This is a genomic window from Lysinibacillus sp. 10T31 (assembly GCF_056394365.1).
Map to the genome: position 1 here is coordinate 42784 of NZ_JBFTHS010000006.1, position 24827 is coordinate 67610.

The window sequence follows — 24827 nt, forward strand, 5'->3', positions numbered from 1 at the left end:
TTGTAGCGACAGTTACGGATGTTTGGACACCCGCTGAAAGAAGTTAATGAAAAGGAGGACAATGATGTATCCAAATCAATACTATTATCATTATGCTCCACAGCATAATAGTACTTATCCTATGCTAAACGATGCTCAACTTGTAAATGATATTCAGAAGGCAATTAATGCTGAGTATAGTGCCGTTGCTTGTTATGAGAAGTTAGCTAAGATGGCACCTGCTGAGGATGAAAAGAATAGAATACTTGAGATCCAAAAAGATGAAATACGCCATCTCGAGGAATTTAGCAAAATCTATACGAATTTAGCAGGAAGAAAGCCTTCTTATCAAATAATCGAGGAATGCCCGGACAACTATAGAGCCGGAATCGAATTTGCTTTTAAAGATGAGCAAGAAACTGTTGATTCTTATTTGGATATAGCAGATAAAGCAAATGATCTGATGATTAAAGAAAGATTTCGACGTGCAGCAGCGGACGAGCAAAATCATGCTGTTTGGTTTTTGTTTTTTTTTTCAAAAAGCCCCGACATAACACATATTAATAAACAAACTCAAAATTACAGTCATCAAGATCTATTACATCCTCCTACATTGCCATCCCCTCAATTGTTGGGTGAAAACTTACCTCAATCTATTTTTGATAATTTTCTAGGAAACTTTAACTTTTTTAATAATACATTTGGGCAAATAAATGCTTTATTACCGTTTTTCGGACATAATTGGGTACCGTTTTCTAATGATGAATCGCAGTTATTCGTAACAAACTCAGATAACAATAAAATAGCATATGCGACTAGGAGTCATAGGGATAAAGATAATATTTCTATATACGAATCGTTTATAGCTTTTAATATTCCAACCGAAAATTTCCCAACCGTTTTTTCTCAACTTTATAACGACTCTTTGAACTACCAAAACAACATTAGGTACTTACCTTAATAATCAAAAGAAGGAGACGAATTTTAAAGTTCGTCTCCTAGCCATTTTTTATTTAATTTCTTTCCATAAAGACAATGCGAATATCCAATTTGGATCTCCATATCCTTGATAGCTTTGCACAGCTTCATATATTTTACCTTGGTGCTCTACTTTATCACCTTTTGTGTATGCCTTAATTGGACTCCATTGCTCATAAGACGACCCTTGCTCTTTTGTAGTCACAGTGAAAATGGAACTTTTATTAGATTCATTTCCAGCTGCATCAACGGCAGTGACTGCATAGTTATATGTTGTATTTGATTGTAGATTCATGTCCATAAAGGAAGTAGTTTTCGATGTTCCAACTACAGTCATTTGCCCTACTTGTGTGCCTCGATATATTACATAGTGGTCAACTGCTACATTATCCTCTGATGCCCCCCACATTAAGTCTACACTTGAGGCTGTTACTCCCATCGTATGAAGTGAAGTTGGTTGCGTTGGTGCTTCCGTGTCTGGAACTGCATTCATGGTCTCTACAGCTATAGACTCACTTTCTTTAGAAACATTTCCAGCTGCATCCACTGCTTTTATTGTGTATGTATATTTTGTATTCGCTTTTAAATTTTTATCTGTGAATGTTGTTCCAGGTACAGTACCAATTGCTTTACCATCACGGAATATTTGATATTCTTTTACACCCACATTGTCTGTAGAAGCATTCCATTTTAGCTCGACACTGTTAGCAGTAACTTTCGTTGCCTGTAATCCATTTGGCTGAGTTGGAGCTTCCTTATCTACATCCACATTATTCACTAAATTAACATCAATCACATTATAGAAAGCATTTGCAGTATTCGCTACATCCCAAACAGCTAAAATAACGTGGTAGCCACTACGATCAGTTGGTACGTTAATTGTATGAGTTAAATTAGTGGATGCTTCAGTACCGTTATGTTCAACAGTTCCAATTGGCTCAAGATCAGCACGAGTTAATGGCTTATTAGGATCCCATCCCTTTTTCGTAATATAATAGTGCCATTTGCTTGTTAAATGTGATGCAGTGTACTTCCATGTAAAGGTATTCGGTCCCCCTGTAATCGTATTCTTAAACCAGCGATTTACAGATTGTTGATCTAGGATGCCATCAAACTGACCTCCTGCAGATGCAATTTTACCATCAACTGGTCCACCTTGTGGAAATCCTTTTTTGGCCTCTAAGCTCTGTGGCTCATACATAACCCTTCCACAACTCAAGTTAAGCGCGCCATAACTTTGGCTACATAAAGCAGCACGGCTAGCTGGTTTTTCTACAAACCCATGTGCAGATGCATTTGGTGCCATTGCAATCCCCATGATTCCTGCTGCTAATACTGCCGCACTTAGTCCCTTTTTACTTTTACTTAATTTTGTAAATTTAATGTTCATATAAGTAGTCTCCTTATCATTGATAATGTATTTCTACTCGTATGATAGCTATGGATTAAAAATTAAGCAAACTATGTATGAATGTGATAAAAGTCGCATTATATTGTTATGTTTTTTTACAAAAAAAGTATATTAATAGCTCTAAATATAATAAACATCTTATAATTATGTGCCTTTTCACTTGAAAGAGCTACGGATTTTAATAAAGTGTTCATAAAATATTCAAATAAAAATTTGTCTATTTATGTTCTTCTTCATAAGTTTTTATCCCTCATAAAATAAGTCGGTAAGCTATGTAAACAACATCTGCAATAAAAAAAATCGAGCGCAATGCACTCGATTTATATTTGTGGCAATAAGGGGCTTTGGCCTTAGCGCAATACCCTTATTTACCCACGATTATCGGCGTATTAACCGATAGAACCTTCCATCTCAAACTTGATAAGACGGTTCATTTCTACTGCGTATTCCATTGGTAATTCTTTTGTGAATGGCTCGATGAAGCCCATTACGATCATTTCTGTCGCTTCTTCTTCAGAAATACCACGAGACATTAAGTAGAATAATTGTTCCTCTGATACTTTTGAAACTTTCGCTTCATGCTCTAAAGAAACATTATCATTTAAGATTTCGTTGTATGGAATTGTATCTGAAGTAGATTGGTTATCCATGATTAACGTATCACATTCGATGTTAGCACGTGCACCACTAGCTTTAGGGCCGAAACGAACTTGACCCATATACGTTACCTTACCACCTTGTTTAGCAATCGATTTAGAAACGATTGTTGAAGATGTGTTTGGTGCCATATGAATCATTTTCGCACCTGCGTGTTGGTGTTGCCCTTTACCTGCTAATGCGATTGATAATGTCATACCACGAGCGCCTTCACCTTTAAGGATACAAGCTGGGTATTTCATTGTTAACTTAGAACCGATGTTACCATCGATCCATTCCATTGTACCGTTTTCTTCAACAACTGTACGTTTTGTTACTAAGTTGTAAACGTTGTTTGCCCAGTTTTGAATCGTTGTATAACGGCAGTATGCATCTTTACGTACAACAATTTCTACTACTGCTGAGTGTAAAGAGTTTGTAGTGTAAACAGGAGCTGTACAACCTTCAACGTAGTGTACGTGAGCGCCTTCATCTACAATAATTAACGTACGTTCGAATTGACCCATGTTTTCAGAGTTAATACGGAAGTAAGCTTGTAATGGCGTTTCCACTTTTACACCTGGTGGTACATAGATGAATGATCCACCTGACCAAACAGCTGAGTTTAGCGCAGCGAATTTGTTGTCAGTGTAAGGAATCACTTTGCCCCAGTATTGTTTGAAAATATCTTCATTTTCACGTAAAGCTGAGTCAGTATCTTTGAACACAATACCAAGGTCTTCAAGATCTTGTTTCATGTTGTGATAAACAACCTCAGATTCATACTGAGCAGATACACCTGCAAGGTATTTTTGCTCTGCTTCTGGAATACCTAATTTATCAAAAGTAGCTTTAATTTCATCAGGTACTTCATCCCAAGATTTTTGTGTAGCTTCTGATGGTTTTACGTAATACGTAATTTCATCAAAATCTAAATCTCCTAGGTCGCCACCCCATTGCGGCATTGGTTTTGTATAGAAAGTTTCAAGTGCTTTTAAGCGGTATTCAAGCATCCACTCTGGCTCTTGTTTCATATTTGAAATTTCACGAACGATTTCTTCAGTTAAACCACGTTTTGAACGGAAAATTGATACGTCCTTGTCATGGAATCCGTATTTGTAATCGCCAATATCAGGCATTTTTTTAGCCATCGTTTCTCCTCCGTTCATACATTATTGTTATCTCGTTTCAAGCTCGGATATCTTACTTTGAGTGAAAGCATATAAAGTGACTTTCACTCAAATTTAGATATTATTGCTTTACACCTTTTTCCATCGCTTTCCAAGCTAATGTCGCACATTTAATACGTGCAGGGAATTGAGAAACACCTTGCAGCGCCTCAACATCCTCAAGGTCATATTTCTCACTATAGTCTTCGCCCATCATCATTTTAGAGAAAATTTCAGCAAGCTCTAATGCTTCCTCAACCTTTTTCCCTTTAATGAGCTGCGTCATCATGGAAGCAGAAGACATCGAAATCGAACAGCCCTCGCCGTCAAACTTCGCATCCTCTACAATACCGTCAGTCACTTTTAGCGTTAAGTGAATACGGTCTCCACAAGTCGGATTGTTCATATCGATCGTAACAGCATCATCTTCAATAGATCCTTTATTACGAGGATTTTTATAGTGATCCATAATGACTGAACGATATAGTTGATCTAAATTATTAAAAGACATCGCCAAAATACTCCTTCGCAGAACGTAACCCCGCAACTAGGCGGTCAATATCTTCCTCTGTGTTATACAGATAGAAGCTTGCACGCGCTGTCGCTACTTGTTGCAGACATTTCATTAGTGGCTGTGCACAATGATGTCCTGCACGAACAGCAATACCATTCATATCAAGAACCGTTGCCACATCATGTGGATGTACATCGTCTAGGTTAAACGTTACAAGGCCACAGCGCTTCATTGGGTCACGTGGGCCGAAAATTTTAAGTCCGTCAATTGTTTCAAGCTGATCCATCGCGTAGCCTGCAAGCTTATGCTCATGCTCTGCAATGTTATCTAGCCCAATTTCAGTTAAGAAATCAATAGCAGCTCCTAAACCTACTGCACCTGCAATAATAGGAGTTCCACCTTCAAATTTCCACGGTAATTCCTTCCACGTTGAATCGTAAAGTCCAACAAAGTCAATCATTTCGCCACCAAATTCAATTGGCTCCATCTTTTCAAGGTGTTCCTTTTTACCATATAGTACACCTATTCCAGTTGGTCCGCACATTTTATGCCCTGAAAACCCTAAGAAATCTACATCTAAATCCTGTACATCGATTTTCATGTGTGGTGCCGCTTGTGCACCGTCCGCTACCATTACAGCACCGTTAGCATGCGCGATTTGAGCGATTTCTTTAATTGGGTTAATCGTTCCAAGGACGTTTGACGCCATTGACACCGACACAATTTTTGTTTTAGGTGTAATTGTCGCACGAACCTTTTCTAGATTAAGTGTGCCATCCGCTTCAAGCTCAATATATTTCAGCGTTGCATTTTTTTCCTTCGCTAGTTGTTGCCAAGGAATAATATTAGAGTGGTGCTCCATGTGAGTAATGACAATTTCATCACCTTCAACAACATTAGCACGACCATAACTTGATGCAACTGTATTTAAAGCAGTTGTAGTACCGCGAGTAAAAATAATTTCTTGTGTTGATGTAGCATTAATAAAATTACGAACCTTTTCACGTGCACCCTCATACTTGTCAGTAGCACGATTACCTAATGTATGCACACCACGGTGAACATTAGAATTATCGAATTCATAATATTGCTTCATTGCTTCAATCACTTGAATAGGCTTTTGAGAAGTTGCCGCGCTATCAAGGTAAACAAGCTTATGACCGTTTACTTCCTGATTTAAAATTGGGAAATAGCTTTTAATGTCTTTATTCATCATTAGCGAACTTTCCTTTCAATAACCTCCGTCAGTTGCTTTTGAACGCCTTCGATAGGTAATTGCGTAACAACTGGCGCAAGGAATCCATGGATAACAAGGCGCTCTGCTTCTGCTTTCGAGATACCACGACTCATTAAATAGTAAAGTTGTAGTGGATCAACTCGACCAACAGATGCTGCGTGTCCTGCTGTTACATCGTCTTCATCGATCAATAGAATTGGGTTTGCATCGCCACGAGCTTTTTCAGAAAGCATTAACACACGTGATTCTTGCTGTGCATCTGCCTTTGTCGCACCGTGTTCGATGTAGCCAATACCGTTAAAGATTGATTGTGCTGCATCTTTCATTACACCATGCTTTAAGATATGACCATTTGAGTTCTTACCCCAGTGACGAACTTCAGTAGTAAAGTTAAGTTTTTGTTCACCGCGACCAACAACTACTGTTTTTGTATCAGCATGAGAACCATCACCGATTAGATGTGTAATGTTTTCGGAAATAGTATCTGAGTCATTCATTAAGCCAAGAGCCCAATCTACTTTCGCATCACGAGCTAATCGTGCACGGCGATTTACATAAGTAGTATATCCTTTCGCAAGCACATCAACCGCACCGTAAGTAACTTGTGCATTGTCTTGCACTACTACTTCTGCAATAATATTTGCTTGACCTTTTGCTTCTTCAACTGTTGAAATATATGTTTCAACATAAGTTACAGCTGAATTTACTTCAGCAACAACTAACACGTGGTTATATAATGAAGCTTCTGCGTTATCATTTAAGAATACTACTTGAAGCGGTTGTTCGATAATGACATTTTTAGGTACGTATACGAACACACCACCGTTAACAAGTGCCGCATGAAGTGCTGTTAATTTATGCTCATCAACTTTTACAGCTTCTGTCATAAAGTACTTTTTAACAAGGTCGCCATGTTCACGAACCGCTGTTAAAATATCTGTAAAAATAACACCTTTATCAGCTAGTTCTTGTGATGTTTTTATGAAAGCTGGTGTGTTATTGCGTTGAATATAAAGATTTTCTTGTGCTTCAAAATCAATTAAAGCTTTTGCTTCTTCTGGTAACGCATCAAGTGAAGCGAATCCTTCGCTGTCAACTGTGTGAGTTGGGAAATTTACGAAATCCCATTTTGTAATATTTGTTCTGTCTGGTTTTGGCAAATCTAAACCAGTTACTTTGTCTAGTGCTGCCGCGCGAAGTTCTGTAAACCAAGCCGGTTCTCCATTTGCTTCTGAGAACGAGCGCACGTCCTGTACTGTTACAGGCAAGTTAAGTTCCACTGTCATGCTAGTTCGTCCTCCCTCTTATGCTTCTTGTTCTTCAGTTTCTTCTTCGATACCTAATTCTTTTTTAATCCAGTCATAGCCTTCAGCTTCTAAACGTTGTGCTAATTCTTCGCCACCTGATTTAACAACGCGACCTTGCATCATTACGTGTACATGGTCTGGTGTAATGTAGTTAAGTAGGCGTTGGTAGTGAGTGATCATTAAGCAGCCGAATCCTTCTCCACGCATTGCATTGATTCCTTTTGAAACAACTTTAAGCGCGTCAATATCAAGACCAGAGTCAATTTCATCTAAAATTGCGATAGTAGGTTTAATCATCATTAATTGAAGAATTTCGTTACGTTTTTTCTCACCGCCAGAGAAACCTTCATTTAAATAACGTTGTGCCATATCTTCGTGCATTTCAAGGAATTCCATGTTTTTATCTAATTCACGGATAAATTTCATTAGAGAAATTTCATCGCCCTCTTCACGGCGTGCATTGATAGCTGAGCGTAAGAAGTCAGCATTTGTTACACCAGCGATTTCAGAAGGATATTGCATTGCTAGGAATAAACCTGCCTGAGCACGCTCGTCCACTTCCATTTCAAGTACATTTTCGCCATCAAGTTCTACTGTACCAGAAGTTACTTCATATTTTGGGTGACCCATGATTGCAGAAGCTAGTGTTGATTTACCAGTTCCGTTTGGTCCCATGATTGCATGAATTTCATTTGTATTAATTGTAAGGTTTACGCCTTTTAAAATCTCTTTCCCGTCGATTTCAACGTGAAGATCTTTAATAACTAAAGTTGACATGAAAATACCTCCATAGTGTGTTCAGTGAATGGTGTACCATTCCTTAATTATCATCATTCTAATCTTAACTGAAAATCGTTCTCTATGCAAACCATTTCAATCACTTTCATTTTTCTCTGAAACAATCCTTAATAATAAAGCGTTTGTAAGCATTTTCAGATTATTGCTAATCGTTATTGACAATGAGAATCAACTTTCCTCATTTTCAATGAAATAAATCTAATTGAGAATCAGTTTCATCTAGCTACATAGTGAAAACCCCGCAGAAAGTGCGAATTGTAGCTGTTTTGTGACAGAAATGTATAAATAATAATACCAATACTATAACCTTTTTTATTAGAATAGAATCAAATAAAGGAAAGAAATTTCGAGAGTACTAGTTGGGAAATAAGGCTTACTATCATAATGTGAGGTTGATTTCCGTTCCGGCTGGGCACTTTGCCGCTGACGCTTCGCTTTCGCRCAGATAAAACATTTGTTGCTGTCGCTTCGCTTTCGCACAGATAAAACATTTGTTGCTGTCGCTTCGCTTTCGCACAGATAAAACATTTGTTGCTGTCGCTTCGCTTTCGCACAGATAAAACATTTGCCGCTGACGCTTCGCTTTCGCGCAGAGCAGAGCTTCCTGGGGGCGTCCGATGAGCCGCTTCACTCGCTTTGCTCGCTCCAGGGTCTCGGGCCAACACGAGGTTGGTCACGAAGGCGTTATCACAGGACGTGATGGTTTTAGCCTTCGTTCCTCTATTGCTAATCCCCAAGGAGTCGCCCAGCCTCCACTCCAATCAACTTATATACATGGCATTCGATTTAACCAATGTCATCCCTTACTTTTGATGATGAGCCCAAATTAATAATTGAAGATAATCCAATTTTCTTTTAATCATAAATACTTGCTAGCTAACATTTATTTACGGTCTTTTTCATCTTAAATAGTATATAATTGAGGTATAATCAATCGTATTTTTCGATTAATAGAGGTGAATATCTAGTGGAGTTACGTCAATTACGCTATTTTGTTGAAGTTGCTGAGCGTGAACACATTTCAGAAGCTGCTGAACATCTTCATGTTGCTCAATCTGCAATAAGCCGACAAATTGCTAATTTAGAAGATGAATTAGGCACACCACTTTTCGAACGTGTAGGACGAAATGTTAAATTGACACCGATTGGAAAAACATTTCTCAAGCACACAATTGCAGCTTTAAAAGCCATTGATTTTGCTGCAAAGCAAGTTGAAGAATATTTAGATCCTGCTAAAGGTACAATAAAAATCGGTTTTCCAACAAGCTTGGCTAGCTATGTATTACCAACTGTTATTTCAGCCTTTAAGCGTGAATATCCAGATTTGCAATTCCAGCTCCGTCAAGGTTCCTATCGTTTTTTAATTGATGCAGTCAAAAATCGCGAGTTAAACTTAGCTTTTTTAGGCCCACTGCCACCGAAGGACGAATCAATCCATTCAACAATATTATTTACTGAAAATATCGCCGCATTATTGCCAGCAAAACATCCATTAGCCAAAAAGGAAAGTATTCAGCTTGCTGATTTACGTAACGATTTATTTGTGTTATTCCCAGATGGATACATATTACATAAAGTAGCTATGGATGCCTGCCGAGCTGCCGGCTTCTCGCCAAACATCATCTCCGAGGGTGAAGACTTAGATGCACTAAAGGGGCTTGTCGCTGCTGGCATCGGGGTCAGCTTATTACCAGAAAGCTCACTGTATGATTCAGCTGCCCGCTTCACAGTAAAAGTACCGATTAAATCACCTGCAATCCCAAGAACAGTCGGTATTATTTCACCTGTAAACCGTGAGATTGCACCATCAGAAAAAATATTTTTAGACTTCGTGACAAATTTCTTTTCACGTCTTTCTCAATTCCAATAAAAAAAATCGCCGTAGCTGGCGATTTTTTTTGGTTTAAGGTGATTCTATTCTTCAGATTGGCGGTTCTATCCGTCGCTTTGACGTTTCTATCCACGATTCTGACGTTTCTATCCACGATTTCGGCTGTTCCATCCATCATTTTGACGTTTCTTTCCACGACTTTGGCTGCTCTATCCATCGCTTTGACGTTTCTTTCCGTCACTTCGGCTTTTCTTTCCGCCGCTCTGGTTTCCATCCGTCACCTTGGCGTCGCTCTCGCCTTTCCATCCGTTGCCTCAGCACTTTTATCCGCCACTTTGACTGTTCTATCCACTATTTTGACGTTTCTATCCACGATTTTGGCTGGTCTATCCGTCGCTCTCGCCCTTCCATCTGTCGCTTTGAGGATTCTCCGGACTCCCCTTTTTTCCGCGTTCCATCTAACAGGCTGGGCACAAAACGACATTACTTATCACATTGCTTAAAAGACATATGAAAAAAACTGAGTTTGATTTATTTATTTTAGATATTGAATTTCCTAATACTACAGGTATTGATCTTGCTGAAATAATTCGCCAAAACAATTTAAATGTTCCTATCATATTTTTAACTAATTACAGAGAATATATGGAGGACGTCTTTAAGGTACATACCTTTGATTTCATAATCAAACCTGTAACTAAAGAGAACTTATTTCCGGTTTTGGATCGAGTAACTAGATATCTAGATGTAAGAGAAGAGAGGTTCATTTTTTCCTATAATAAAATATCTTATAGCCTCAATATTAATGAGCTTGTTTATTTCGAGAAAAGTCGTCGCCAAGTTATTATTCATTCGTTAAATGAAGATTATGTCTCTAATATGTCTACAACTACAATTCTATCTAAACTTAATGACTGTTTTGTTCAAGTACATGCATCTTTTATAGTTAATGTAAAATATATCAAAGAAATAGGGAACAATTTCCTGGTATTAAAAAAAGATAACAATAATTCTATTGAGATACCAATGAGTAGAAAATATAAGGAAACCGCTCGAGATAAAATACTAATGAAATTAAGGGACATAGTATGATAATCATATTTATTCGACTATTAAGTTTTGTAACTTATATCTTCTTACTTAACTTTTTTTTCTCAAGCTGGTCATCGTCTCAGAAATTGTTTAGTAAACTAAATTTGTTAGTTATCCTACTTCTTTTCCTGACTGTAGGAAGTTCCTTCATTATTAATGGAACTTTTTTGCCATTCGTTAATATCCTACTAACAGTTTCATTGATATTGATAATTGCTAAGCAACACGATGTCCCAATGAAAGAAACCATTTTTTGGACAATAGTTCTTTTATCAATTAACTTCATATGTGAATCACTGTCACTTGCATTATTCAAAAATTTATTCTCATCAACCGTCTATTACTCAGATAATACCATTTTCATTATTATCACTACTAGTTTTACTATGATTTTTGGAATACTTATATTTTCCGGAATTAAATTCTTATTTCTTCAAAAAGACAATCTTTTTCAATCCATTAATATTTCTGCGTTATTAGCTCTAATTTCGATCCCTGTTATTTCGATAATTGTTTTGTTAGGCTTCTTATTATCCGAGATAAACGTCAACATTAACTCACAACTAATTGAGTTTTTGGTGGCATCAGGTATTCTATATATGAACATATGTGTTTTGTATTTGTACAATAGTCTAATCCAACACTTAAGAAAAATAAATCATATTTCAATCCAAAAAAAGGCACTTGAATCAGAAATAAAATATATTGAAGAAGTTAAAAAAAACCAACTAAAAATCAAAGCCATAAAACATGATTTAAAGAATCAGTTTCTAGTTCTATTAGGTCTGCTTGACCGTAAAGCTACAGAGGAAGCAAAAGATTATTTGATGAGTTCCATCGAAGGACTAAACCAACAATCAAATTTTTACACTAGCGACAGTGTGCTAAATTATTTATTGAATGAGAAAATCTCAATTGCTAAAAAGGAACAAATTGATTTCAAAGTTAAGATCTTTCTATCAGAAAAAATTAGTATTGATAACGATATTCTTACAATAATAATTGGAAACTTAGTCGACAATGCATTAGAAGCTTGCATTAGAATAAAAAAAAGTGAAGACAAAGAAATATTACTAGTAATTAAGCAGTTCAATAGAAACCTCTTGATTGATATATCTAATACTTTTGTTCCCTTAGAGACTAAATCTAGAAGAAATCGTCAATATGAAGGAATAGGTGTTAGAAGTATAAATGCTTTAGTTGAAAAGAATGGTGGTCTGTATAAGCATTGGATTGAAAACAAGAAGTATTTTGTAAGTATTGTACTTTTTGATTTCTATTAACTTTATACAATCTATTCTTAATCAAAATATTTTTAATAGATAATCGCTCGACCTCAAAATTCTAGCTTTTAAGGTCGAGCGATTATCTATTTTTTATTTGTTCTGAAAAGAATAAGCGATTACAGCAAAGTATTAATGATAGAGTTCGTCATATAGTCTCGCTTTCATCTATTCTTTTACCAACATAACGAAGTATAGGAAGCATCACCAATAATACACATAAAGCTCCTATGGATGCGACAAATTGAAAGTTTATCAATGACAGTGCAGAAACGTTAGCTAATACAACAATAGAAATAATGCTAGTAATTACTGTATACATTGTTGATGAAAAATAAATACCAATAAAGCTAGAAAAGAGGACGATTGATAAAGTTAGTAGTACACAAACTACTGCAACAAAAATAAAATCCACCCAATAACTTTTAATTGGTTTACCCAGTATTGGAAAAATAGTTTCTCCTATTGAAAAAATTGAGTTGACCAATAGAAGTGCTACAAATTGGGGCAAAGCCAAGATACATCCAAATACTATGTTCTTGATTAAATACAATCTACTTCGTTTTATTGGATATAAAAAAACTCTATTTCTATGATCACCAACATAATTTTTAACAATATAACGGCTTATTGCTACAGCTCCATATACTGAAATAATACACATAGTTATTGTGCTTGCTAAACTAAGTATCGCTGGGTAACTTGTTAAAATATCATCTCCATCATTCCCCTCGAATTTTCCCACAATTACAAAAAAATAAATAAAAATCAATTGAGAGAGAAAAGTTAATGCAAATGTAGGAAATATAATTTTCTTCATTTTAGTAATCTCAAAATGATAATAATTCATTTATTAAATACCTCCATTTACTTTCATTTTTCCGCAGTTAGTTGGTGGTAATAGTCTAATATTCCACCTTCATAAATACGGTTGATATCATCAATTTTTCTCATCTCAGTCGTTCTGCCATTTGACATCAAAACAATATCAGTTGAAATATCTTCAAGGTCAGTGAAAGTATGACTTGATATAAGTATAATTTTTTTTCTTGCTAACGATTTCAAAATGTTCTTAACTAATTCAATTCCATCAGGGTCTAGTCCATTAAAAGGTTCATCTAAAATTAAAATTTCCGGATTGTGTGTCAGAGCTACTGCCAATTGTAACCTTTGCTTCATCCCTAAAGACATTTTTCCAATAACCATTTCTGGAGAAACATTCAATTTCACTTGTTGCAAAAGAGGGCCCCAAGAACTAGGTTTATTTAACCCATAATAGTGAAAATGTTCTTCAAATAACTCATGAACAGTAAGTTCAGAAATACTGTCTAAAGAAGTAAATATCGTACCTATTTTCAGTAAGTTTTTATAATTATCCTTTTGTGAAACAAGATTATCACCAAACCAGATTTCTCCCTCATCAACAACAACCAATCCACAGATACTTTTCAACAAAGTAGTCTTCCCAGCACCATTTGGCCCTATTAGTGCATGTATTCCTCCTCTTTTGAAACACAAATACTCCACATCAATCACTAGATCATTCTTAATATATTTTTTTAAATTTATTAGCCTAACTTGATCCATATTGACTTACTCCTTTCTCGAAAGGGCAAATAATGATAATCCAAAAGTAAATAGTGCCCATATAATAACCACAAATAAATCCACAAATGAAATTGATCCTTGGCCAAATAGTGTAGCTCTAATCAAATTACTCGTTGGTACAAAGGGAAGTACATTGTATATAACTGTCATCCAATCCGGAAGTCTATCAGCAGGGTAAGTAATAGGAGAAAACAGTAGGCCACCTATCATAATAATTTGTGTCACCAATGCAACAAAATTCGATGGAAGCCAATATGCTATCGCAAAGCCAATAGAAATCATTGCTACTTGTGCCAGCAGGATAATAAGAATACTTGTAAGAGATACGTTGATTGATATATTAAATCTCATCATAGCAGCCAAGCATGACATTAATATTCCGGGTAGTGAAGCGATACCCCATATGATAATATCCGCAATCAGAATACTCATACGATTGACAGGTAAAGTCTTTTGATATTTTACAATTCCATCTTGTTTAGCAGTATTAACTATTTGAGCTGCTAAAACACAACCAACAGCAATAATCCCCAAAGTAATCGCACCTGAAGATAGATATAGTGAAGTTCCTTCATCTATTTCCGGTATCAATAAAGCAAGCCCATATACAATGGCGAGCGCTAAAGCTGCTTGAGCTATACTAAAAGTTGGCAATAAATATTTGTGCCTAATCAGACTCCAACGCATCAAACCCCAAAACTGTAGTAAATTATAGTTTTTTGGCATTGCTTCAGCATGTATTTCAAGTTTACTCTTCATTTGTCAACTCTCCGTATAGATTATTTATTGAAGATGGTGCAAGCCGATAGTTAACTACTTCATTTTGACTGATTTTTCTTAACACCCAATTCAAAGCATCTGGAACTTGTTTATGTGTTAGCCTCGAAATCATATTGCATTTCTTCATCATTAAAATCAATATCTAATGCTTCTGGAAAATCATTTAAGTCCAACGAATTATTAACCGTTATTGTTAGTAAGTTTGACACAGATAACCCTAATTTCACTTCTCTAATGGGAGAATCCTTAATCAATTTTCCTCGATCCATAAGAAGATATCTGTCAGTGTATTGTTCTACTTCTAACAAATTGTGCGTGACTACAACGATAATATGTCCTTTTTGCGCAAGCTTCCTCAAGTATCTCCAGATGATTTTTCTTCTCACAGGGTCTACATCATTTGTAGGTTCATCTAATAAAATAATAGGTGGGGGTGCTACAACTGCCATAGCAAATGAGGTAAGTCTTTGCAATCCCCCAGATAATTTTTCTCCAGGTTTATTTGCCCATTCCTCAATCTGCAATTCCTGAATAATGTCATCAGTCAGTTGCTTATTTTCATATCCACTAACACCTTTTATTCTTAACACTGACTCAACAGATTGTCTCAATGTCACACCAGCTAACGGTGCATGAAACTGCGGCATCATTGATATTAAACTTCGGGCAACTTTAGTTTCTTTAACTAAAGAATGTCCCTGATAAGTTATAAAACCACTATCTGGTTTTGTTACACCAATTATTTGGTTTAAGAATGTTGTTTTACCAGCACCATTGTGACCTGTTAGAGCTACAACTTCACCCGCAGAAAAACAAGTCGATATGTTATCATTTGCTTGTACATTGCCTTTTCGATAGCTTTTACTAATTGAGTAGATACATAAATCATTTTTCATTTCTTCACCCCTTTATTTATTTAGTGCACTATGTTAATTACACTATGCACAAAAGGAATAAACCATAGAAAAACTAATATGAACGTAACGAAGTATCCCATTAAGCGAATTTTACTTAGAAAGGGATTCTGGCTGTTTGAAGCCTTTGAACTAAATTCTATGAAAGGATCGTCAATAACCATAGATATCAAAAATTGTCCATCACTTTTTTTATGAAAGCGCAACTGCCAAAGAATCCTAATCCACAATATGGAGCAAGATACAGGAAGAACCCAGCTATTAATCCAGAACTGAGAATACGTCAAAATCGAAAGGAGGAATAAATCAAAAATTACTCCCGCACTAATTGCAGTAATTCTACCTAAGAATGACCATACCCAGATATGGGACATTGCAACTGTTGCGGTTGCCTTTTTAAAGTTTAACTTCAATCCTCCTTTTGTCTTTTTCCAACTATTAGCGAATAGCATGTGCATTACCTCATGAATAGAAGTAGTCACTATGGAGAAGAGTATAATAAAAAGAATATTTACCCATATGTTTGTATCTTTTGAGATTAATTTGCTACCAATTGGAATACCAAAAAAGAATGTAGAAACAATTATACTTATTAAAGAAATGAAGCCAACAATCAATATGCCTTTTCTAAGAGTAGTCCACTTTTTCGTAATATTTTCTTCCGAAAAAGCAAAATTTTCTGATTCGACAGACTGAATAAATCCAGTTTCAGTAAGAGTGTTTATGAACTCTTGGTCATAAATTTCTGAATTAAGAACCCCTGATGATAAAACAGTAACAATATCTTCGTCAACAACAATTGGTTCGGATTTAGTTGATAAGATTATATAATCCCCACACTTAAGTTTTCTGCTAAACGTTGGATTTAAGACCAATAATTTAGACATAATATACTCACTTTCCATCTTCATAGTATTGGAAGATTTCCCAATCATCTATCTCACCTTCACCACAAGTTGGACATTCTTTTGGAAATCTCGGCCATGAAGGATGTCTAAAAGAGGAACCATCTTCATAATTGATTTCGCATTGAGTTCCCAAACTTCTTGGTGCAGCATAATTAGTCACCAATCTGACTAATTCATCAACAATCCCTGAGGTTAATTGGAAAATTCCTGGTCCGTATGCAATTGATGGGGGATCAAAATTAATTTCTCTAAATCCCACAAATTGTTCGATGAACTTTGGATCGTTTTTACTAAAATTCAAATTTAAACAGTCGAAACAACCTGTTTCCCTTGGAATTACTGTGTAAACTCGTCCTCTACTTACTTGAGAGGCTCCAAATACACATGGTAATCCAGCCCGCACAATCGCTTGGTTAACAATTCTATGAATAATAAAAGGAGGTTCATCAATTGCGCAAATTACCACATCCACGTCATTCGTATATAATAGAACATCCTCAACAGTGACAATTTTTTTATTATGACTCTCAATGATAATGTTTGAATTCATTTGAGAAAGTGATTCTTCAGCTACTTCAGTTTTCAACCTACCAATATCAGATTCTCTGTATAGAAATTGTCTCCCAAGGTTACTTGCTTCAACTCTATCATAGTCAACAATAGTAATTTTTTTTGGACCTAATCCAGCTAAAAGGGTCAAAATATTTGACCCTCCACCTCCAAGTCCCAATAAAAGTATACGTGTATCATTCATTTTTCTTTGAATGTCAAATCGATTACCTTGTGTATTCGTAAATCTGCTGAAGTAGTTAACATTGGCAATGTATCTGTCTTGAATTTCTTGTTCAGGTAGTGTTTCTTCAAGGACTCCTTCACTATCAAGTAATTCTATTCCACCAATAACGTCCTCCTCAGTCAAGCTAGGAAACAAGGTCTGCATTTCCTTTACTACTTCATCTATATGTCGTCCGTCCAGTATTTTAGCTAGTTCCCAATACTGTTTTTCTGGATCTTCGAATTCTGTTGTAATCCCCAGCTGCGCTCCAATTCTAAATACTTCTGGATTTAATTGATATAAAGGATAAATCGGTTTTATTCGCGGATTTTGAAATGACATAACTAAAGACCTCCTTATGTTATTATTTCTCTGGCGTGTTTATTATCGAAAGTCATATAGTAGATTTTTGATAAATCAACTGCGCAGATTTCAAAATATCGTTTATGTGTTCTGAAATTAGTTAAATAAAAACCAAAGGCAAGATTATTAGATAACCTCGCTTTTGGTTTTCGACTGTCCTTAAACGATAATCCACCATGCTGTAGCATCAACCTTTACCGCTTTCCTAACTTTAACATTTTTCATAGCTATCCCTCCCTTCGTATTAAGTTACACCTTTGCATAATAGGTTAGGTGCGTTTAATCACATATAGGGTTTAGATACCAATAGAATTCTTTTAACCTAAAAATTAAAAGATTTTACTTTCTATCGTTACGTTCATAATAATGTTAAATTTCAAAAAATTCAGCAAGCTGCAACAATTGACAATCTAGATGTAATAATTAACCTCGTATATGACTCATAAATCAAAAATATGGTCAAATTCTTTCGCCTCCAATCGGAAACAAGAAATAGAAGTTATTTTTACTTTTTTATAAAAGCAGTGTAATCTTTACTAAATATCTTCTTGGATTACACTAAAATTGCTAAATCAAGTGCATCTTTATGGAATCTTTTCGATGAAGCAAGTGAACAGCAATTTCAAATAACTAACGCCAGAGTTAATACATAAGATGATCTAGAAACTTATTGTCCATGAACGAGATACAAGCACACAATGAGATTCATAGTTTTGGTCTAGGAGGATTAATCATCACAGAAGATGCATTAATCTAACAGGAAAAAATAAGAGAAAATAAAAAAGCAATTTGACCACAAATGTGATCAATATTGCTTATCGGTAAATATTCCCGTATAAAAAGTTACCTAAATGGCTTTGGCGGCTCTACCCATCGCTTTGATGATTCTTTCCACGACTTTGGCTGTTCTATCCATCATTTTGACGTTTCTATCCACGATTTCGGCTGTTCTATCCACGACTCTGACGTTTCTATCCACGAATTTGACTCTGTAATCCGTCGCTTCGATGATTCTTTCCGTCGCTTCGGCTCTTCTTTCCGTCTCTCTGATTTTATCCGTCACCTTGGCTCTTCTTTCCGTCGCTCTGATTTCCATCCGTCACTCCGGCAATTCTATCAATCATTCCGCTGATTGTTCGTTAATCCATTGTAACGTTTTTGAGCCTAGACCTCCGGCACGCCATAAAACAACCTCATTGTAGCTTCTCTTTTGCACGTGCGCTGTCCATTTTTTAAGTGTTTCCTGATCGGCGTACCAAACTTCATGCTTAACATTTTGTTCATCTAAAAAAGTGAAATAAGCCGCACCACTTGCTTGATCGCGATGTTTAACCGCTTTCGTTTTGTTTAGTAATTCCTCTGCTTCTACCTCCGTTAAAGCAACTGTCTTGCCTTGATTTACCCATTGGAATCCGCCAGTTGCAAAAGCGATCGCTAATTTTTGATTAGACTTCCTAATTTTTTTTACTAAATCATTTAAAAATGCAAAGGTTGCCTTTGGACCTGGGCCACTATGATACCCGTGCACATTATAAGCCATCACTGTATATTTAGGCCCACTCGGTATTTTAATATTAAATGGAAATCCTGGCTCTAGTACGACATGTAATGAAACATCCTTTTTTAATAGCTGTTCATAAAGTTCCTCTATGAAATGGACGTACTTAGAGAGATCCTCTTTAGCAAACTTTTCATAATCAATTTCGATACCATTCACATTATATTGTTCAACAACCTGCATAATATTATCAATATGTCGCTGCCTTGATGATGTATCTTGAAGCAATCGATGTAATAGCGCACTATCCTTTTGAACTAATGGCGCGTTATCTGTAACATAATCGTTAATTAACGTGAGTATAACAGGATGTGATTCATTAAATTGTTGCTGCGTTTGTTTCAACGTTTCTATCGCATCTTCAGTTAATAATAATTGGTCATTCTCATTAAAATAAGCACCAAAAACGTGAATGTCTTGTAAGCCCTGTTGTGAATTTTTCACATCCTCGATGGCAGATTTATTTTGCCATTCCGGTAACCAAATAGATAATTGAAGCTTGTCTTTGTGCTTCAACCTCTCGCTTGCTTTAACAGGTGCTTCTTTGCTATTACTACAAGCTGTGATAATTAGTAGTGCTATACAGATAAACAGAATAATTTTTTTCACTTGAATCTAGTTCCCCCCGTTTTAGAAGGTTTCAATAAAGAAATCAACAACATTATTAAATAAAGTCATTGTTTTGTGCTTTACTTTATCGAAATTCGTATATTGGTTAGTAAAAAGCGTATGATCGTTAACATCTGTAATCAAAATATCTTCGATGAATGTATCATAAATATCATCTGCATACTGTTCATGCGATGTTTCTTTTTTGCTGAACAACGCACCAAATCCAATTTTAGATCCTTGAATGTCAGGATTTACTTGAATTGTCTTGGATAATACTTTATCTACATCTATCTTAATTTCACCATTTTCTACATAAATATTAAATACTCTCTTTTTTGTTAAGTTTCGCGGATACTCTTCCTCGTCAATTCTAGAACCTTTTTGCGTATCCTGATAATTGTATACAGTAGCCTTATTAAATGCATACTCTTCTTCATTCCACTTTATTTCATTTAGCAGAAACCGCTCCTTCTCAACAACGCTTGATTTTGGTGATTTTTCAGAAACAACAATCTCATTATCTATTAATGCCACCCGAATATAACTATTATTTTTTTCATCATAGTTTAAATAAATAGATTGTTGTCCAACGACATTCCCTTTAAAGGCAAAGTTTATATTATATTTCTCCGGAAGAGTTTCCTTCAATATTACCCGACCTTCACTTGAAGGTGCTGATGTTATTGTAATCTCATTATTTTTAAATTCTGCTGCACCTTTTATTACAGACCATTCTTTTGCCCGTTGAGGATCTCCGACTTCAAATTCTACATTTTGCTTACTAGCTTGGCGGATTTTCATCATCACATGATTGGTAGACCAATAGGGTGATACTTGTAATCTACTTAAATTGTAGAGATCAGCATCCGCATCATTATATGCTCCTAGTTCCAAATTGAAATGCATTTTAAATATATCCTTAATTTGCTTATTATTCGCACTTCCAACTAACGAATCCATATTATTATAAAGTGCGTTGGCATGCATAATAGCATAGGCCTTAGGAACTTCTCCTAATTCCTCCTTATAAATATCATGCATTAGCTTGTAATCTTTTTGGATACGTTTTTCCATTTCTTGTCGCGTTTCACTTGGAATCATATATTGATTGCGAATGAAGTCCATTAAATAATGATTATAATATTCGATAGTCGTTTTATCCGGCACATTATTTTCATCTATTACACCTAACGACTGTCCTTTATTGTTATAAATATTAATATATGTCAGACGGTACCCATTTGAGCCCAACTCCCAATAGCCACTTTTCTCCATAAGTAATAAGTCTTTCGGCTTTAAAAATTTGTTGTCCCGTGTATCCATTTTATTGGCGTACGTAAACATCGTAGCTTTATAATTTAGATCCTCCATGATGTTTTGAGCAAATATACTAGAATCTGTACGGCCATCTTCAAATGATAAATACAACGCCTTTTCTGGCAATGGTTTGTTTTGCTGATAAAAATCTAAAATATCCTGCTGAGTAATTGTTGTATAGCCTTGACTTTCAAGCAGTGCTAGTTGTTTTCTCAAATTCTCTTTAGATACATATTTAGGAGATTCACCCCTGCTCACACCAAAATATGATAAAGCGATGAAACCATCTTTATTCACTAAAGGTACCGTTTCCTCTCCCCTTTTATCAGTTAAAAATACTACACGTATTAAAATAACAGCTAAAAATACAACGATAATCGTTTGAACAATGGATCGTATTATTTTCCTTCGATTTTTTTTAGTTGGATTTAATACAACATTTTTTTCACTCATTTCTTCTCACCCATTTTTCTATTTAGAATCGAAAATCGGGATTTTCGTAATTTGTGTTTTTCTAATTTCTTTTCTTTAGCGATGACATCTTGAGGTGTTTCTCTCGTACCCCATGTTGATTTCCAAAATGTAACCCATGCAACAGGCATTTGCCACAGCAAAATAAATTCATAGAAAAGTACAAAGATAAAACCAAATGCCCACAATTTACTTTTTCTAAAGAAAAGATGGGCCAAACTCATTAACATCGCCATCAATAACAAGCCCATTAAAAATGTAGTTGGAAAAATGCCATGCATAATTGGCACATAAATTAAATTGTAAACAACAACAATAGGAGCTGCTATTGGTACGATTAAACCAATGATGAAGAAAAGAAACATAAAAGGTTCCTTTTTCCACATAAATAAAAATGCTCGTAACGATTCGCGTAGCCATGATCGTTTCCATCTCATTTGTTGAGATAAAAATACTTTTGTATCTGATGGAACAATTGTAGAACATACGGCATTGTCCTGATATCCCGTTCGATGTGTTTTTAAAATATAATTTGTCATACTACGGTCATCACCGAATGTTGCGGGTTGTCCAAGAAATTTTTGGTTTAACCAAGCTGTTTCGTTTTTCAAAATAAGCTCTTTTCGATAACATGCTAACGGACCAGATAAACAAGTTACTGTATCAAACCAAGACTCAGCAGCTTTCATGATCCGGAAGGCTATATAATAGCGAACTGTTTGCAATTTTGTCAGAGCATTTGTAAATTTATTTTCAACCTCTGTTCTTCCTGCCACACCGCCCATTTTAGGATCTTGGAAAGGCTGTACTAAATTTCGAATGGCATGAGGTTCTAAAAAACTATCAGAATCTACGAAAACAACTAAATCGTGTTTGGCCATATGCACTCCTGCCACTAAAGCTTCACGTTTCCCTCCATTTTGAGGTAGTTTATAGAAACTCAGGCGATCTTTTGTTTTAAATCGCTCACCCTCGCTATAAATAAGTTCAATCATTTCCTTTGCCTTTTCCTCAGTTCTATCTGTTGAATAATCATCTACAACAATAACCTCTAATTTGTCTACAGGATAATACTGATTAATACAGCTTAAAATTGTTCTATGAATCCATTGTTCTTCGTTAAACACTGGAATAATAATAGAAACGCCCGGTTCAAATTTAGGATTTATCGGTACATTCCTATAGAAAATACCAAACAAATATCTACTTAAAAGAAAAGTTGCAGCAATAATACTATATAGATATAGAAATTTATTAAATCTAAAATAAATAACACTTTCAGCCCTCATTAACATAACAATAAGAGAAACAATCAATAGAAATAGACTTGCCACAAAGATTGATAGTCCCCAACGTTTTTTAGTCATATAGTCATTTAAAGGCTGTAAAAATTCACATGCATAATAGCTTCTAGTTTCACCATCTACTTCTTTTGTAAAATGACGAACAACTTTCGCCTTTACCTTTACCTTAGATTCATAACCCTCCGGCATCGCACCACCAGGTATAGTGAATTTCATCGTAATAATTTCATCCATAAAAAAATTATTAGGACTATTTGAAAATACAAGGATACCCGTAACCGAAATATCCTCCGCATAATATTTGTTACTAACCTTTTGCTTTGCTCTTTTAATTTGTACTTCAAAATCAGTTTCATAGCGTAAACTTAACAGCTGTAAACGATATATTTCATTGACATCTGTAGAATCGATTTCTTCCTTTTGATACGAAGCACCTCGACGGTTAACGAGACTTCGTACATTTTCTGGGTCAGGAATATTTGATAAAATTCGTCGATCAGAGCGCGGTATCGTTAAAATCTCTTTTTTCTTATTCATGATTATCAATTCACTTTCTTATTTGAATCTTCTTCAATCCAAGTCGACATTTTTGCAAAACTATAGCCATCTTTTTGCAGCTTTTCAATGATTAATGGTAATGCTTCAACTGTTTTTGTTCCGTCTAAAATGTGCATAACAATTACCTTTCCAGGACCAATTCTAGTCATCACACGATTATAAATATCTCGAGCGGTATATTCTAAATTCCAATCGAATGATGCTATATCGTACATGGCAATCGATTTAACACCGGTAGCAGCAATAATTTTCGCTGATTCTTCATTAATAGCACCTTTATTAGGCCTGAAATACAACAAAGGCTCTTCTTGCAAGGCGTATGTTAGAGCCTGATGTGCCATTACGACATCCTCTTGGAGTTCCTCGGATGTCATTGTCGTTACATCAAGATGATTATAGGAGTGACTTGCAACCTCATGCCCTCTCTCAACAATTAATCGCGCTAATTGCGGATCCTTTTTCACGCCTTTGCCAATTAAAAAGAATGTAGATTGAACATGATACTTATCAAGAACATCTAAAATTTCTTTAATTCTCTCCTCACTTGCCCAATCATCGAAGGTTAAAGAAATTTCTTTTTTTGAAGTATTTTTACGGTAGAACATATTTGGTTTAACATTTTTGTAATCTGGGTTCAATTTAATAGCATCATAGCCTTCAATTTCCTCTAAGGGTTTTGCTAAATATTGTTCATCTAATACGTCCGTTAATGTAGAGAATGCATATCCTTTCTCTTCCCCTAATTGAGACAGTAGTGGAATAACATCAATAATCGCAGGATTAATGTACGTGTTTAAATGAATAACAGATCCTCTATTGATAAAGCGATGAATATAATCCATTATTTCCTCAGCACTTTGCATATTTCGATCTTTCGGATTAATGGAAGATTCGACGACTCCCTTCATATTGAGCGTTTTAGTTGCTAAACGCATATTGTCAGTTGAATCACCAGAACGACTACGAACAAATTTTGGTATATAACCTAGATGCTCTTCAAAAACTTGATTAGCTAAGTAAATTTCTTTATATGTTTCTTCATAATTTAAATCAGTCATATCAGTAAACGTTAACGTACCATTTTCTACTTCATGACCTTTAGCTAAAATATCCTTCACTAACTCAGGATCTTGCGCTACTCGCGTACCTTCTACAAAAAATGTTGCCTTCATGTTAAATTGTTCTAATACCTTTAGTAATTTCTGCATTGTTTCATTGTCTGCAAGTCCATTAAAAGTTAATGCTACCTTTGGACTAAGAATGCTTGCGTGACTATAAATTTCACTCATCGTTCCATCCGGTTCCTTTATTTCAATTGCTGAATCAACTGGTTTAACCTCATTAGTTTGAGCGGACGATTGACATCCTGCAAGAAATAAAATGAATAATAGACTACATAATTTTAGTCGCCTCGTGATCACAGA

At 35.5% G+C, this 24827-nt stretch carries 23 protein-coding genes; 6 read left to right on the forward strand and 17 right to left on the reverse strand.

Annotation, left to right across the window (positions count from 1 at the left end):
* Window positions 1-64 precede the first annotated feature (64 nt).
* Window positions 65-940 (forward strand): ferritin-like domain-containing protein, encoded by an 876-nt coding sequence (locus AC1DCY_RS05095; protein WP_477348038.1) that lies wholly within the window; start codon window positions 65-67, stop codon window positions 938-940.
* A gap of 48 nt (window positions 941-988) precedes the next feature.
* Here the strand turns inward: AC1DCY_RS05095 and AC1DCY_RS05100 are convergent, their stop codons facing one another.
* From AC1DCY_RS05100 to AC1DCY_RS05130, 7 genes are all read right to left on the reverse strand, one after another.
* Window positions 989-2347, reverse strand: a complete 1359-nt coding sequence (locus AC1DCY_RS05100) for a lytic polysaccharide monooxygenase (protein WP_477348040.1) — start codon at window positions 2345-2347, stop codon at window positions 989-991.
* Window positions 2348-2757: 410 nt separating this feature from the next.
* On the reverse strand, window positions 2758-4155 hold the full coding sequence (sufB, locus tag AC1DCY_RS05105; RefSeq protein WP_031417705.1) for a Fe-S cluster assembly protein SufB: 1398 nt from the start codon (window positions 4153-4155) through the stop codon (window positions 2758-2760).
* A gap of 100 nt (window positions 4156-4255) precedes the next feature.
* Complete coding sequence (gene sufU / locus AC1DCY_RS05110) at window positions 4256-4684, reverse strand: Fe-S cluster assembly sulfur transfer protein SufU (RefSeq protein WP_370042329.1); 429 nt, start codon at window positions 4682-4684, stop codon at window positions 4256-4258.
* Window positions 4674-5903: a cysteine desulfurase gene (locus AC1DCY_RS05115; protein ID WP_477348043.1), complete on the reverse strand. Its 1230-nt coding sequence runs from the start codon at window positions 5901-5903 to the stop codon at window positions 4674-4676. The genes sufU and AC1DCY_RS05115 overlap by 11 nt, the downstream gene beginning before the upstream one ends.
* Window positions 5903-7210 (reverse strand): Fe-S cluster assembly protein SufD, encoded by a 1308-nt coding sequence (sufD, locus tag AC1DCY_RS05120; RefSeq protein ID WP_477348045.1) that lies wholly within the window; start codon window positions 7208-7210, stop codon window positions 5903-5905. Before sufD ends, AC1DCY_RS05115 begins: the two co-directional genes overlap by 1 nt.
* A gap of 18 nt (window positions 7211-7228) precedes the next feature.
* Window positions 7229-8008 (reverse strand): Fe-S cluster assembly ATPase SufC, encoded by a 780-nt coding sequence (gene sufC / locus AC1DCY_RS05125; protein ID WP_049669097.1) that lies wholly within the window; start codon window positions 8006-8008, stop codon window positions 7229-7231.
* A 347-nt stretch (window positions 8009-8355) separates the two neighbouring features.
* Window positions 8356-8766 (reverse strand): hypothetical protein, encoded by a 411-nt coding sequence (locus tag AC1DCY_RS05130; protein WP_477348047.1) that lies wholly within the window; start codon window positions 8764-8766, stop codon window positions 8356-8358.
* A 230-nt stretch (window positions 8767-8996) separates the two neighbouring features.
* Between AC1DCY_RS05130 and gltC the strand changes: the two genes are divergently transcribed.
* From gltC to AC1DCY_RS05150, 4 genes are all read left to right on the forward strand, one after another.
* On the forward strand, window positions 8997-9899 hold the full coding sequence (gene gltC / locus AC1DCY_RS05135) for a glutamate biosynthesis transcriptional regulator GltC (RefSeq protein ID WP_477348049.1): 903 nt from the start codon (window positions 8997-8999) through the stop codon (window positions 9897-9899).
* Between the two features lie 38 nt (window positions 9900-9937).
* The gene (locus AC1DCY_RS05140) at window positions 9938-10363 is read left to right on the forward strand and encodes a hypothetical protein (RefSeq protein WP_477348051.1); all 426 of its coding nucleotides are present in this window, start codon (window positions 9938-9940) and stop codon (window positions 10361-10363) included.
* Between the two features lie 7 nt (window positions 10364-10370).
* Window positions 10371-10952 (forward strand): LytR/AlgR family response regulator transcription factor, encoded by a 582-nt coding sequence (locus tag AC1DCY_RS05145; RefSeq protein WP_477348054.1) that lies wholly within the window; start codon window positions 10371-10373, stop codon window positions 10950-10952.
* A gap of 236 nt (window positions 10953-11188) precedes the next feature.
* Window positions 11189-12235: a sensor histidine kinase gene (locus AC1DCY_RS05150; protein ID WP_477348056.1), complete on the forward strand. Its 1047-nt coding sequence runs from the start codon at window positions 11189-11191 to the stop codon at window positions 12233-12235.
* A 148-nt stretch (window positions 12236-12383) separates the two neighbouring features.
* On the opposite strand, the gene AC1DCY_RS05155 is transcribed toward AC1DCY_RS05150, so the two are convergent.
* The 6 genes from AC1DCY_RS05155 to AC1DCY_RS05180 form a co-directional block, all read right to left on the reverse strand.
* On the reverse strand, window positions 12384-13085 hold the full coding sequence (locus AC1DCY_RS05155) for a hypothetical protein (protein WP_460014735.1): 702 nt from the start codon (window positions 13083-13085) through the stop codon (window positions 12384-12386).
* 23 nt (window positions 13086-13108) lie between these two features.
* Entirely contained in the window at window positions 13109-13822 is a 714-nt protein-coding gene (locus AC1DCY_RS05160; protein WP_477348059.1) for an ATP-binding cassette domain-containing protein, read from the reverse strand.
* A 6-nt stretch (window positions 13823-13828) separates the two neighbouring features.
* Entirely contained in the window at window positions 13829-14602 is a 774-nt protein-coding gene (locus AC1DCY_RS05165; protein WP_477348060.1) for an ABC transporter permease, read from the reverse strand.
* 110 nt (window positions 14603-14712) lie between these two features.
* Window positions 14713-15519, reverse strand: coding sequence for an ABC transporter ATP-binding protein (locus tag AC1DCY_RS05170; RefSeq protein WP_477348062.1), 807 nt, complete (start codon window positions 15517-15519; stop codon window positions 14713-14715).
* Between the two features lie 20 nt (window positions 15520-15539).
* Window positions 15540-16472 (reverse strand): hypothetical protein, encoded by a 933-nt coding sequence (locus AC1DCY_RS05175; RefSeq protein ID WP_477348209.1) that lies wholly within the window; start codon window positions 16470-16472, stop codon window positions 15540-15542.
* Window positions 16432-17562 (reverse strand): ThiF family adenylyltransferase, encoded by a 1131-nt coding sequence (locus AC1DCY_RS05180; RefSeq protein WP_460014730.1) that lies wholly within the window; start codon window positions 17560-17562, stop codon window positions 16432-16434. Before AC1DCY_RS05180 ends, AC1DCY_RS05175 begins: the two co-directional genes overlap by 41 nt.
* A gap of 832 nt (window positions 17563-18394) precedes the next feature.
* On the opposite strand from AC1DCY_RS05180, the gene AC1DCY_RS05185 reads away from it, so the two are divergent.
* A complete protein-coding gene (locus tag AC1DCY_RS05185; RefSeq protein ID WP_477348064.1) occupies window positions 18395-18715 on the forward strand; it encodes a hypothetical protein in 321 nt (106 codons plus the stop codon).
* Here AC1DCY_RS05185 and AC1DCY_RS05190 read toward each other — a convergent pair.
* The 4 genes from AC1DCY_RS05190 to AC1DCY_RS05205 are packed head-to-tail and all read right to left on the reverse strand — an operon-like array spanning window position 18704 to window position 24824.
* Window positions 18704-19750: a glycosyl hydrolase family 18 protein gene (locus AC1DCY_RS05190; RefSeq protein ID WP_477348066.1), complete on the reverse strand. Its 1047-nt coding sequence runs from the start codon at window positions 19748-19750 to the stop codon at window positions 18704-18706. The two genes, AC1DCY_RS05185 and AC1DCY_RS05190, sit on opposite strands and share 12 nt — an antisense overlap.
* 21 nt (window positions 19751-19771) lie before the next feature.
* Window positions 19772-21523 (reverse strand): polysaccharide deacetylase family protein, encoded by a 1752-nt coding sequence (locus tag AC1DCY_RS05195; RefSeq protein WP_477348068.1) that lies wholly within the window; start codon window positions 21521-21523, stop codon window positions 19772-19774.
* The gene (locus tag AC1DCY_RS05200) at window positions 21520-23382 is read right to left on the reverse strand and encodes a glycosyltransferase family 2 protein (RefSeq protein WP_477348070.1); all 1863 of its coding nucleotides are present in this window, start codon (window positions 23380-23382) and stop codon (window positions 21520-21522) included. The genes AC1DCY_RS05195 and AC1DCY_RS05200 overlap by 4 nt, the downstream gene beginning before the upstream one ends.
* A 5-nt stretch (window positions 23383-23387) precedes the next feature.
* A complete protein-coding gene (locus AC1DCY_RS05205; protein WP_477348072.1) occupies window positions 23388-24824 on the reverse strand; it encodes a polysaccharide deacetylase family protein in 1437 nt (478 codons plus the stop codon).
* Between the last annotated feature and the right edge of the window lie 3 nt (window positions 24825-24827).